General features: G+C 74.0%; 7 protein-coding genes. 1 reads left to right on the top strand and 6 read right to left on the bottom strand.

Translation table 11 applies throughout. The annotated features are described in order from the left end of the window. Positions 1–26 precede the first annotated feature (26 nt). From IG88_RS0103730 to IG88_RS0103720, 3 genes are all read right to left on the bottom strand, one after another. The gene (locus IG88_RS0103730) at positions 27–3,029 is read right to left on the bottom strand and encodes a protein kinase (protein ID WP_031034872.1); all 3,003 of its coding nucleotides are present in this window, start codon (positions 3,027–3,029) and stop codon (positions 27–29) included. A gap of 173 nt (positions 3,030–3,202) precedes the next feature. Then, a complete protein-coding gene (locus IG88_RS0103725; protein ID WP_031034870.1) occupies positions 3,203–5,209 on the bottom strand; it encodes a serine/threonine-protein kinase in 2,007 nt (668 codons plus the stop codon). 99 nt (positions 5,210–5,308) lie between these two features. After that, complete coding sequence (locus tag IG88_RS0103720) at positions 5,309–7,015, bottom strand: glycerol-3-phosphate dehydrogenase/oxidase (RefSeq protein ID WP_031034868.1); 1,707 nt, start codon at positions 7,013–7,015, stop codon at positions 5,309–5,311. Positions 7,016–7,382: 367 nt separating this feature from the next. On the opposite strand from IG88_RS0103720, the gene IG88_RS0103715 reads away from it, so the two are divergent. After that, positions 7,383–8,591: a nucleotide sugar dehydrogenase gene (locus IG88_RS0103715; RefSeq protein ID WP_031034866.1), complete on the top strand. Its 1,209-nt coding sequence runs from the start codon at positions 7,383–7,385 to the stop codon at positions 8,589–8,591. A gap of 69 nt (positions 8,592–8,660) precedes the next feature. Here the strand turns inward: IG88_RS0103715 and IG88_RS0103710 are convergent, their stop codons facing one another. From IG88_RS0103710 to IG88_RS0103700, 3 genes are all read right to left on the bottom strand, one after another. After that, positions 8,661–9,785 (bottom strand): GuaB3 family IMP dehydrogenase-related protein, encoded by a 1,125-nt coding sequence (locus IG88_RS0103710; protein ID WP_030400273.1) that lies wholly within the window; start codon positions 9,783–9,785, stop codon positions 8,661–8,663. Between the two features lie 139 nt (positions 9,786–9,924). Continuing rightward, positions 9,925–11,430: an IMP dehydrogenase gene (gene guaB, locus IG88_RS0103705; RefSeq protein ID WP_031034863.1), complete on the bottom strand. Its 1,506-nt coding sequence runs from the start codon at positions 11,428–11,430 to the stop codon at positions 9,925–9,927. A gap of 187 nt (positions 11,431–11,617) precedes the next feature. Continuing rightward, positions 11,618–12,205, bottom strand: coding sequence for a sigma-70 family RNA polymerase sigma factor (locus tag IG88_RS0103700; protein WP_031034860.1), 588 nt, complete (start codon positions 12,203–12,205; stop codon positions 11,618–11,620). Positions 12,206–12,661 lie beyond the last annotated feature (456 nt).

Raw genomic sequence — 12,661 nt, 5'->3', positions numbered from 1 at the left:
GAGGCAACCACCGGGCCGAACTGCCCTCAGCCCGTGGCCCGGTAGGTCGTCATGGCCTGCTCGAACAGCCGGGACACCTCGTCGCGCTCCGCCTCCGGACCGCGGACCTGCACCACGTGGTAGCGCCCGTCGATCAGCATGGCGACGTTGCGCACGTACAGCTCTCCGGCGGCTCCGGTCCAGGTGAACTGCCCCTCGGCCATGGTCCGTCCGCCGACCTCGATGGTCTTCAGGCCGCTGGAGGTGGCCCAGCTCGAGGCGCGGTACGAGGCCAGCTCGGGTTCACCGTCGCGCTGGTACGTCATCGGGTCGTCGCCGAACTCCGAGGCGCGGTCGCGGCCGGGCACGACGATCAGCTCGAAGTCGCCCTTGCCGTAGACGACCTGGCCACTGCCGTTGCGGGGCGTGCGGTTCCAGCCCTCGGCGACGGCGACGTGGAAGCCCTCCGGGTCCTTGCGCAGGGTGAACCCGTCGGCGACGTTGGACTGGGTCTCGGGGCCGCCGGCCGTCCGCGAGCCCCCGGGATCGGGCTGCGGCGACGTACCGTCCGGTCCCGGTTCGCCGTCGGTCTCCGGCGACTTCGCGGGCGGCGCCTGGCTCGCCTCCCCGGCGGCGCCGGTCCGGTCGGCGGCCCCGGCGCCGCTCGTGTCGCTCCTGGGCATGAAGAACATGGCGTACGCGACCGCGCCGGCCAGCGCGAGGAGTATCAGCAGGAGCAGGGTCCGGCCGAGGCTGCGCGGGGAGCGGCCGGTCTCCGGTCTGCCGCGCTTGTGCCGTCCGTGGTGCGCGGGCAGTCCGGCACGGCGCCTGCGCACCAGTTCGCCCCGGCGGCGCACGATGGGCAGCCGTCCGGTCTCCACGGGCGGCGCGGAGACGACGTGCAGCCCGGCCTCCGGCTCGGGCGCGGACCGTACGAGGGAACGAAGCCAGCCGCTCAGCTCCTCGAACTCGATGCGCTCGGTGGGGTCCTGACGCAGCAGCGACTCGACGACCGGCCGCAGCGGCCCGCACTCCTCGGCGAACGCCGGGGGCTCCGCGCACACGATCTGCACCAGCTCGGCGGTCGACTCCTCCGGGTAGGGCGCGTGGCCCTGCACGGCGCGGAAGAGCAACGCGCCGAGGGCCCACAGGTCGGTGGCGGGGCCGACGGGCGCGGCCAGTTGCCAGTTCTCGTGCACGGGTCCGGCCTGTTCGGGCGCCCAGCGCTCGGTCACGGGCCCCACCACGGCCATCCGGGTCTGCCGGGCCCGCTCGGCGGCGAGCGCGCTGCCCGGCCCACGCGGCACGGGGATCCGGGCGGCCCGGCCGTCCCAGCCCGCGGCGGGCGGGGCGCCGCGAGCGAGGTCGCCGAGGTCCTCGCCCGGTACGTGGCCCGCACCCGGCTCCAACTGTCCGGAACCGACGCCCGGCTGCGGCACGTCCGTCCGGCGGCCGGGCTCCGCCGGTGAGGCGGGGGACGCGGGCCCGGTACCGGCCTGCCACGGCGGGGCGTCGGACCGGCCGGCGGCCCCAGGGCCGCCCTCCTGGCGTGCTGCGGGCAGGGCGCGCCCGGCCGTCGGTCCACCGGCCGGACGGGGGGCCGGGAACGCAGGGTCGCCGAGGGCGCGGGGCGCGGCGCCGTGCCAGGAGGTGGTGCGTACGCCGTAGGGGTCGGCGATCTGCCCGGGCGGGGCCGGCTCACCCGCCGGCGCGGGGTCACCGTCGTCGCCCGGACCGCCGGACGCCGCACCGGTCCCCGCGGCGTGCGCCTCCCGGCCGGCACCTTCGCCCGACCGCCCGCCCACCGCGTCGTCCCCGGCCCCCGCACCGGCGACGGAACCCTCTCGTCCCCCTTCCGCACCGAACCCGCCCGCGTCGGCGCCCTCCACGCCGCTCGCCTCATCCGGCCCGGCACCGTACGGAGACCGGCCGTCACCACCGCCGTACCCGGCCACCGGCCCGGCGACGGAACGCGCCCGCCCGTCTCCGGCACCGAACCCGCCCGCGTCGGCGCCGTGCGGGGACCCCTCCCCGACGGGACGGGAACCGGGCCCGTCGGGACGTGCGGCGGGGGCGGGGCGGGCGCCGGGCAGGGCCGCGCGGCCGTTCTGGGCCTGCTGGACGCGGGCCGCGGCCCTGGCGCCCGCACGGTAGGCGGCGATCGCACCGGCGCGAGCGGCCCGCGCGTCATCGCCGGGGGCGAGCGACGCGGGCGCGAGCCCGGCGGGGGCGCCGCCCGGACCGGGGGCCTCGGGCACCGGGAGCCCGCCGACGCCCCGCGCCTCTATGGCGGCCCGCCGGGCGGCCTCCGGGTCGGCGTCCCCGGGCCCGAAGACGGCGGTCCGGGTGCCCCCTCCGCCCGGGCCGAAGGTCCCGTCCGGGGCGACCGGATCGACCGCGGGGCCCGGCTCCTCCTCGGGCGGCGGCACCGGGTCGTACCCGCACAGCGCCTCCTCCGCCGCTCCGACCGCCAGGCCGGTCAGCACGACGCGCCCGTCGTCGCAGACGAGCACGGTGCGCGCGGTGATGTTGCGGTGCACCCAGCCGTACGCGTGCAGCACGCGCAGCGCCAGCAGCACGTCGGAGGCGACCTCGGCCGCCCGGTAGGGCGTCAGGGCCTGTTCGGCGAGGAGCGCGGCCAGCGGCCTCGCGGCCACCAGCTCGCTGACGATCCACAGCGAGCCGCCCTCGGCGAAGACGTCGAAGACCTGGTCAAGGCGAGGATGGTCGGGCACCGCCGCCGCGGCCTGCGCGGCCTCGACGGCACGCCGGACCACCGGGTCGGCCGGCCGCCCGGGCCCGCCGCCCGCGGCCGGTGTCCGCCGGCCGGGGTACCGGGCGCCGCCGTCGCGGGCCGTGAAGCCGTCGGGCAGGCCGTCCGCGTCGATCACCTCGGCCTCGACGACCTCCGGCAACGGCACCTGGCGGACCAGGACTTCCTGTCCGCTGTAGGTGTCGAAGGCCCGGCTCTCGGTGAGCTCGTACTCGTCGGACGGCGGCAGCGGCAGGCGGTAGCGGTCGGCGAGCACCCGTCCCGCGTAGTCGTCCACGTCGCCACCCCCGGCAGCCGTCGGTCAATTCCGTTCGCACGGCGGGCCGTTCCGGCTGCGTACGGTCCGCAAGCACTCACGATACGTGCCGGAGGCAACCCGCAATGAGCTGATGCCAGATATCGGGCGGGTCAAACCCGGGACCCGGCGCCCCGGTTCCCGTCCGCCTCCGCTCAGGACTTGGGTTCGAAGGTCTTGGCCAGGGTCCGCCAGGTGTCGCGGCGCAGGTCGTCGCCCCAGTCGTCGGCCTTCGCGGTGTACATGAGCGCGTAGCCCTGGTGGTCGTCGACGACGAAACCCCGGTCCACGGTGCGGTACTTGGTGCCGCCGTCGGTGTAGGTGAACTCCCAGTCGGCCGCGTTCCAGCCGCGGTAGCCCACCTTCTCTATGCGGATCTTCCGGTAGTTGGAGCGCACCATGTACCGCTCCTGGTTCTTCCAGTCCGCCACGGGGTCGCCCTTGGGCGTGGAGGTCCAGGCGACCAGGAGCTTCTGTCCCCGGGGCCCGGTGAACCGGTCGCCGGAGGAGCCCGTGGTGGTGAACTTCCAGCCCTCGGGCAGTCCGATGCGGTAGCCCTGGTCGCCCTGGTGGGTGGCGGCCGCGTCCTCGTCGTCGGACGTGCCGGCGTCGTCGCCCGTCTCGCCGGACGCGCTCGCTCCGCCGTTGGGGGCGCCGCTCGCCTCCCCGGTGACCGCCGGGTCGGAGGCGGAGCCGTCGGTGCCGGTGCCGCTCTCGCCGTCCTGCTTGGTGTCGCCGCTCGCGTCGGCGGAGGCGACCGCCTTGCCGCCGCTGCCGCCCTCGGCGCCCTTGTCGTCGTCGCCCCCGCCGAGCGTGAGGGCCAGCACGGTGCCGAGCACGGCCAGCGCCACGACCACCGCGATGACGATCAGTGTCCGGCGCGGCACCACGTCGGTGAGCGGAGCCCGGGGCACGGACCGTGCGGGCAGGTCCGGCGGCGGTACGACGGGCCAGCCGGAGCTTTTCGCACCCCCGGCGGCGTTCGGCGCACCGGCCGCCCCGCCGGCGGCGTCGGCGCGCGCACCGGCACCCGGGCCCACCCGGGGCGCGGGCGCGGCGGAAGCCGCTCTCGGGGAACCCGCCGGCGTGCCACCGCCGGGCTTGGGCCGCGAGGCGGCGGCACCGGCGGCACCGGCCCCGACGGCGGCCTTGCGCACGGAACGCAGCGCTCCGCGAAGCTTCTCCCCGGCCTCCTCGGCCCGCTTGGCCCCGGTGCCCGGGGCGCCGCCGCGACGCCCGCGCCCGTCCGGCTGCGGGGGCAGCGGCACGACCTTGGTGGCGTCGAGCGGTTCGCTCCCGGCCGTCGGCTCGGGGGCGTGGATGATCTTGTTGAGCATCGCGCGGGCGCCGGCGTCGTCGAGCCGCTGGGCGGGGTCCTTGTTGAGCAGCCCGTAGATGACATCCCGCAGCGGGCCGGCGTTCTTCGGCTCCTCCAGGTTCTCCGTCATCACCGCGGTGAGCGTCGCGATCGCCGAGCCCCGGTCGTAGGGCGGGGTGCCCTCGACGGCGGCGTACAGCAGTCCGCCCAGCGACCACAGGTCGGCGGCCGGACCGGGCTTGTGGCCGCGGGCCCGCTCGGGCGAGATGTAGGAGGGGGCGCCGACGAGCATGCCGGTGGAGGTGATGGAGGGGTCGCCCTCGACCTGGGCGATGCCGAAGTCGGTGAGCACGACCCGGCCGTCCTCGGCGATCAGTACGTTCGACGGCTTCACGTCGCGGTGCAGGATGCCCTCGCGGTGCGCGGAGCGCAGCACGTCCAGGATGGCGAGGCCGACCTCGGCGGCCCGCTTCGGCTCCAGCAGACCGTCCTCACGGATGGCCTCGGCGAGCGACTTGCCCTCGACGAGTTCCATCACGATCCACGGCCGGTCGTCCTCCTCGACCACGTCGTACACGGTGACGGCGCTGTTGTTGCGGATCCGCGCGATGGCCTTGGCCTCGCGCAGCGTGCGCGTGATCAGGCGCCGCTTCTCCTCCTCGTCGATGTTCCCTGGGAACCGCAGCTCCTTGACGGCGACCGTGCGTCCGAGGGTCTCGTCCTCTGCGCGCCACACCGTCCCCATGCCGCCGCGGCCGAGCACGTCTCCCAGCCGGTACCGCCCGGCGAGGAGACGTGCGCTCTTGTCCGTACGGGATGTCCCCGCCCGCTCCGCCTCCGACATGCGTCCCCTCATGCAACCCGCCCTGACAGAGCCTTCATTGTCCCTCACCCGACAAGTGCTCTACGCCCAGGGTGCCCGCAGGGTTCCCGCCCCGCCCTCCTACCGTGCCACGATGTCCGGCGCCCCCAGCCGGGCCGCGTCGGCCGTCAGGTCGTCCGGCTGACGCTGCGACTCCCGCTCGGCCTCGACCCGCTTCTCGTAGTGCTGGATCTCCCGTTCGACCTGCCCCTTGTCCCAGCCGAGCACGGGTGCCATCAACTCGGCTGCCTCACGGGCGCTGCGGGTCCCCCGGTCGAAGGTCTCGATGGAGATGCGGGTGCGCCGGGTCAGTACGTCGTCCAGGTGACGCGCTCCCTCGTGCGAGGCGGCGTAGACGACTTCGGCGCGCAGGTAGTCCTCGGCTCCGGTGAGCGGCTCGCCCAGGGAGGCGTCGGCGGCGACGAGTTCGAGCAGTTCCTCCGTCAACGCGCCGTAGCGGTTGAGCAGATGCTCCACGCGTGCGACGTGCAGGCCGGTGCGCGCGGCGATCCGCGCCCGCGCGTTCCACAGCGCGTGGTAGCCCTCCGCGCCCAGCAGCGGGGTCTCCTCGGTGACGCAGTCGGCGACCCGCAGGTCGAGCCCGTGCACGGCCTCGTCCACGGCGTCCTTGGCCATCACCCGGTACGTCGTGTACTTGCCGCCGGCCACGACGACCAGGCCGGGCACGGGGTGGGCGACGGTGTGCTCGCGCGACAGCTTGCTGGTGGCGTCCGACTCACCGGCCAGCAGCGGACGCAGCCCGGCGTACACGCCCTCGACGTCGTCGCGCGTGAGGGGCACCGACAGCACCGAGTTGACGTGTTCCAGCAGGTAGTCGATGTCGGCGCTGGAGGCGGCCGGGTGGGCCTTGTCGAGGTCCCAGTCGGTGTCCGTGGTGCCGATGATCCAGTGCCGTCCCCAGGGGATGACGAACAGCACGGACTTCTCGGTGCGCAGGATCAGGCCGGTGCTGGAGTGGATGCGGTCCTTGGGCACGACCAGGTGGATGCCCTTGGAGGCCCGCACGTGGAACTGTCCGCGCTCGCCCACCATCGCCTGGGTGTCGTCGGTCCACACCCCCGTCGCGTTGACCACCTGCTTCGCGCGGACCTCGTACTCGCCGCCCGCCTCGACGTCCTGCACCCGCGCGCCGACCACGCGTTCGCCCTCGCGGAGGAAGGAGGTGACCCGCGCGCGGTTGGCCACCTTGGCGCCGTACGCCGCAGCGGTGCGCACCAGCGTGGCCACGAAGCGGGCGTCGTCCATCTGGGCGTCGTAGTACTGCAACGCGCCGACCAGCGCGTCCTTCTTCAGCGCGGGCGCCACGCGCAGGGCGTGACGGCGGGTCAGGTGCCGGTGCAGGGGCAGGCCCCGGCCGTGCCCGCGGGCCATGGACATGGCGTCGTAGAGCGCGACGCCGGAGCCCGCGTACAGCCGCTCCCAGCCCTTGTGCTGGAGCGGGTACAGGAACGGCACCGGCTTCACCAGGTGCGGCGCGAGCCGTTCGAGGAGGAGGCCGCGCTCCTTCAGCGCCTCCCGCACGAGCACGAAGTCGAGCATCTCCAGGTAGCGCAGGCCGCCGTGGATCAGCTTGCTGGATCTGCTGGAGGTGCCCGAGGCCCAGTCCCGCGCCTCGACCAGGCCGACGGACAGGCCGCGCGTCACGGCGTCGAGCGCGGTGCCCGCACCGACGACTCCGGCGCCCACCACGAGCACGTCGAGCTCGCGCTCGGCCATGGCGGCGAGCGACTCGGCGCGCTGCGCCGGCCCAAGGGTCGCTGTCCTCACTGCTGCCTCCCGCTGTCGGTCGCGCCGGCCGCACCCGTCGGGCGAGCCCGGTTCCTGGTACCCACCATGCCCAGATTCTGACCCGCCTGCCCGACTTCGGCAGCCGCACGCCTCAACCTGTGGACAACCCCGGGCCGCGCCCCGCGCCCGCCTGTGGACAACCCGCGGGCCGTGGAGCGCCCCCGCCACCGGCTCCCTCCCGACCGGCCTCCGACCTGCGCCGATCCGTCGACACTCGCCGGGACTCGGCGGATCAATCCCGCAAATCGGTCATATTTACTCCTAGTCTGACGTTGTGCTCGCCCATCCTGTCCACCGGGCTTGCGCACCTGTCCCGCTCCGGCTACTGGGAAGGACGGCCCACGCCATGCCCGCAGATCTCGCCGTCATCGGACTCGGCCCGTACGGCCTGCCCCTGGCCCAGGCCGCCGTCGCCGCCGGCATCCCCACCCTCGGCTACCGCACCGGCCCCGAGGCCGACCCGCTCACGCCCGCCGAGGTGCGCCGGATGCTCGCCACGGGCTTCCGCACCCCGACCGGACCGGCCGAGCTGGGCCGTGTACGCACCGCCGTCATCTGCGCGCCGACCCCGCCCTCCCCCGACGGCGGCCTGGACCTCGGCCAGGTGGAGGCCGCGGCCCGGACCCTGGCCGCCCACATGCGCCCGCACACCACGGTCATCCTGGAATCGCCGGTGCGCCCCGGGACGACGGAGGAGTTCCTGCGCCCGCTCCTGGAGCAGGGCTCGGGGATGCGGGCCGGCCGCGACTTCCACCTCGCCTACTCCCCCAGCCGCGTGGACCCCGGCAACCGCGACTTCACCCCGGCCAACACCCCGAAGGTCATCGGCGGCCTCACCCCCGCCTGCACCGAGTCGGCCGCCGCCTTCTACAGCCGCCTCACCGACAAGGTGGTCCGCGCCCGCGGCCCGAGGGAGGCGGAGACGGTCCAGCTCCTGGAGACCAACTTCCGGCATGTGAACATCGCCCTGGTCAACGAGATGGCCGTGCTCTGCGACGACCTCGGCGTCGACCTGTGGGACGTCCTGCGCTGCGCGGAGACCAAGCCGTTCGGCTTCCAGGCCTTCCGCCCCGGCCCCGGTGTCGGCGGCCACTCCGTCCCCCAGGACCTGACCGGCCGGGCCCCGCACAGCCTGCGCATGGTCGAGCTGGCCCAGCAGGTCAACGCCCAGATGCCCCGCTACGTCGTGCAGCGCGCCGCCGCCCTCCTCAACGAGCACGGCAAGTCCGCGCGCGGCGCCCGCGTCCTCCTCCTCGGCGTCACCTACAAGGCCGACCTGGCCGACCAGCAGGCCACCCCGGCCGAGGAGATCGCGACCCGCCTGATGTCGATGGGCGCCGCCGTCAGCTACCACGACCCGCACATCCCGTCCTGGAACGTCGCCGACCGCCCCGTGCCCCGCGCCGACTCCCTCTACGAGGCCGCCGCCGACGCCGACCTCACGATCCTCCTCCAGCAGCACCGCACGTACGACCTCCAGGGCCTGTCGGTCAAGGCCCAGCTCCTCCTGGACACGCGGGGGGCCACGCCCACGGGGGCGGCGCACCGGCTCTGACCGCGCCGCCCGGACACGCGAGGGGCCCGGAGCGTCCGCTCCGGGCCCCTCGCTATGGCATTCGGGTGACTACCGCCGGTGCTGCGAGTCCGCGACCGTCACCTCGACGCGCTGGAACTCCTTCAGCTCGCTGTAGCCGGTGGTGGCCATCGCGCGGCGCAGGGCGCCGAAGAAGTTCATCGAGCCGTCGGGGGTGCGGGACGGGCCGGTGAGGACCTCCTCGATGGTGCCGACCGTGCCGAGGTCGACCTTCTGGCCGCGCGGCAGCTCGACGTTGACGGCCTCCATGCCCCAGTGGTGGCCCTTGCCCGGCGCGTCGGTCGCGCGGGCCAGCGGGGAGCCCATCATCACGGAGTCGGCGCCGCAGGCGATCGCCTTGGGCAGGTCGCCGGACCAGCCGACGCCGCCGTCGGCGATGACGTGGACGTACCGGCCGCCGGACTCGTCCATGTAGTCCCGGCGGGCCGCGGCCACGTCCGCGACCGCGGTGGCCATGGGCACCTGGATGCCCAGCACGTTGCGCGTGGTGTGGGCGGCGCCGCCGCCGAAGCCGACGAGGACGCCCGCGGCGCCGGTGCGCATCAGGTGCAGGGCCGCGGTGTAGGTGGCGCAGCCGCCCACGATCACCGGGACGTCCAGCTCGTAGATGAACTGCTTGAGGTTCAGCGGCTCGTGCGAGCCGGAGACGTGCTCCGCGGAGACGGTGGTGCCGCGGATGACGAAGATGTCGACGCCCGCGTCCACGACGGCCTTGGAGAACTGGGCGGTGCGCTGCGGGGAGAGCGCGGCGGCGGTGACCACGCCCGAGTCGCGCACCTCCTTGATGCGCTGCCCGATCAGCTCCTCCTTGATGGGGGCGGCGTAGATCTCCTGGAGACGGCGGGTCGCGGTGTCCGCGTCGAGGCCGACGATCTCGTCGAGCAGGGGCTGCGGGTCCTCGTGCCGGGTCCAGAGCCCTTCCAGGTTGAGGACGCCGAGGCCGCCCAGCTCGCCGATGCGGATCGCGGTGGCCGGGGAGACGACCGAGTCCATGGGAGCGGCCAGGAACGGCAGCTCGAAGCGGTAGGCGTCGATCTGCCAGGCGATCGAGACCTCCTTCGGGTCCCGGGTACGGCGGCTGGGGACGACGGCGATGTCGTCGAAGGCGTACGCCCGGCGGCCGCGCTTGCCGCGCCCGATCTCGATCTCAGTCACGTCTGTGGCCTTTCCCTGATGCGTTGCAGCGCCTTCCAGTATCCCCGACGGTCCCGCCGGGGCACCGCAGAGGGCGGCCCCGGACGGTCCGGAGCCGCCCTCGCGAGGCCGCTGCCCGTGTGCCTGCGGCTACGGCCGCCTACTTGCTGCGGCTGTAGTTCGGCGCCTCGACCGTCATCTGGATGTCGTGCGGGTGGCTCTCCTTGAGGCCCGCGGAGGTGATCCGGACGAAGCGGCCCTTGGTCTCCATCTCGGCGATGGTGGCGGCTCCGACGTAGCCCATGGTCTGGCGCAGCCCGCCGACGAGCTGGTGCAGGACGTTGGCGAGCGGGCCCCGGTAGGGGACCTGGCCCTCGATGCCCTCGGGCACGAGCTTGTCGTCGGAGGCGACCTCGGCCTGGAAGTAACGGTCCTTGGAGTACGACTTGCCCTGGCCGCGGGACTGCATGGCGCCCAGCGAGCCCATGCCGCGGTACGACTTGAACTGCTTGCCGTTGATGAACTGCAGCTCGCCCGGCGACTCCTCGCAGCCCGCCAGCAGGCTGCCCAGCATCACGGTGTCGGCACCGGCGGCGAGCGCCTTGCCGATGTCGCCCGAGTACTGCAGACCGCCGTCGCCGATCAGGGGCACGCCGGCGGCGCGGGCGGCGAGGGACGCCTCGTAGATCGCGGTGACCTGCGGGACGCCGATGCCGGCCACCACACGGGTCGTACAGATGGAACCGGGGCCCACGCCGACCTTGATGCCGTCGACACCCGCGTCGATCAGGGCCTGGGCGCCGTCACGGGTGGCGACGTTGCCGCCGACGACGTCGACGCTGACGCTGGACTTGATCTTCGACATCCAGCTCAGCGCGTTGCTGTTGTGGCCGTGCGAGGTGTCGACGACGAGGAAGTCCACCCCGGCCTCGGCGAGGGCCTGGGCGCGGTCGAGGGCCTCAGGGCTGGCGCCCACGGCGGCACCGACGAGCAGGCGGCCCTTGGCGTCCTTGGCGGCGTGCGGGTACTGCTCGGCCTTGACGAAGTCCTTGACCGTGATCAGGCCCTTGAGGACGCCGTCGCCGTCGACCAGCGGAAGCTTCTCGATCTTGTGGCGGCGCAGCAGCTCCATGGCGTCCACGCCGGAGATGCCGACCTGGCCGGTGACCAGCGGCATCGGCGTCATGACCTCGCGCACCCGCCGGGCGCGGTCGGTCTCGAAGGCCATGTCGCGGTTGGTGACGATGCCGAGCAGCTTGCCCGCGCCGTCGGTGACCGGGACGCCGCTGATGCGGAACTTGGCGCACAGGGCGTCGGCCTCGGCGAGGGTGGCGTCCGGGTTGATGGTGATGGGGTCGGCCACCATGCCGGACTCGGAGCGCTTCACCAGGTCGACCTGGTTGGCCTGGTCCTCGATGGACAGGTTGCGGTGCAGGACGCCGACGCCGCCCTGGCGGGCCATGGAGATGGCCATCCGGGACTCGGTCACCTTGTCCATGGCCGCGGAGAGCAGCGGGATGTTGACCCGCACGTTGCGGGAGATGCGGGACGAGGTGTCGACCGCGTTCGGAAGCACCGCGGAGGCGCCCGGCAGCAGCAGCACGTCGTCGTAGGTCAGCCCGAGTGTCGCGAATTTCTCGGGCACTCCGTCGACGTTGGCAGTCATGACACCTTCCCCAAATGGCCTTGATCGGTGCGGATGTCCATGCTAACGGGAAGTGGACGTGGCTCATTCCACGATCAAGGAAGCCTGGGGCCTTCGTGCTTTCGTACGAGGAGCTTCGGTACGTGGAACGCTTCCGCGCGGAGCCGGCCGCCACCGCGCGATGCCGCGCCGTGCCGTGCCGCGCGGTCTACTGCTCCGCCAGCGCCCGCAGCCGGCTCAGTGCCCGGTGCTGGGCGACCCGCACGGCCCCCGGTGACATTCCCAACATCTGCCCGGTCTCCTCCGCCGTGAGCCCGACCGCGATGCGCAGCAGGAGCAGTTCGCGCTGGTTCTCGGGGAGGTTGGCCAGCAGTTTCTTGGCCCAGGCGGCGTCGCTGTTGAGCAGCGCCCGCTCCTCGGGGCCCAGCGAGTCGTCCGGCCGCTCGGGCATCTCGTCGGACGGAACGGCCGTGGAGCCGGGGTGGCGCATCGCGGCGCGCTGGAGGTCGGCGACCTTGTGGGCGGCGATGGCGAAGACGAACGCCTCGAAGGGGCGTCCGGTGTCCTTGTACCGGGGCAGTGCGAGCAGCACCGCGACGCAGACCTCCTGGGCGAGGTCCTCGACGAAGTGCCGGGCGTCGCCGGGCAGCCGGGACAGCCGCGTGCGGCAGTAGCGCAGCGCCAGGGGGTGGACATGGGCGAGCAGGTCGTGCGTGGCCTGCTCGTCCCCGTCCACGGCGCGGTGGACGAGCCCACCCACCGTCCCCTGGTCCGGGGGCGCCTCGTCGTCACGCATCGGTCCATGGTGCCTTGCGGCCGTCCGATCCGTGGCTCCGTGCCCGTTGTTGTGCACCGAAGCGTTATGAGCAGGTGCGCCGGAACTCATCCCCTGCGCCCTCCCCTTCCGCTCGACCGACTCGTCCCCGAGGAACTCCACACCTCAAGGATGCGTCATCCGCGGCGAAACGAGCAGCGGGCGTCCGGCGGGTCGCCTTGTCACCCCCGCTCACCTCGCGATAAGCGGGGACCCGCGCGTCCCCGACGGACCCTCTCGGACTCCATCGCACGGAGATGTCCCCAGAGGGTGTCGTTTGGATCATGCCGGCGTCGCGGGGTCCGGCCCACGCATCTGCGGCGTCGTGGTCGGCTGTCGGGGCTCCGCCCCGCCGCCCTCCTGAGCCCCGCGGCTGCACGCTCCTGCGCGCTCGGCCTCCGCCCGCGCGGGAGGTACGCCCACCGCCCCCGCCCGGTT

This window comes from Streptomyces sp. NRRL F-5650, from assembly GCF_000721365.1.
Taxonomy (GTDB): Bacteria; Actinomycetota; Actinomycetes; order Streptomycetales; family Streptomycetaceae; genus Streptomyces; species Streptomyces ardesiacus.
Note: the sequence above shows the minus strand (reverse complement) of the source record. Positions and strands in the feature narration are given on the sequence as shown.

Coding starts and splice junctions, on each gene's coding strand:
- IG88_RS0103725 (WP_031034870.1), bottom strand. CDS start 5,209: ATGTCGGAGGCGGAGCGGGCGGGGACATCCCGTACGGACAAGAGCGCA.
- IG88_RS0103715 (WP_031034866.1), top strand. CDS start 7,383: ATGCCCGCAGATCTCGCCGTCATCGGACTCGGCCCGTACGGCCTGCCC.
- guaB (WP_031034863.1), bottom strand. CDS start 11,430: ATGACTGCCAACGTCGACGGAGTGCCCGAGAAATTCGCGACACTCGGG.
- IG88_RS0103700 (WP_031034860.1), bottom strand. CDS start 12,205: ATGCGTGACGACGAGGCGCCCCCGGACCAGGGGACGGTGGGTGGGCTC.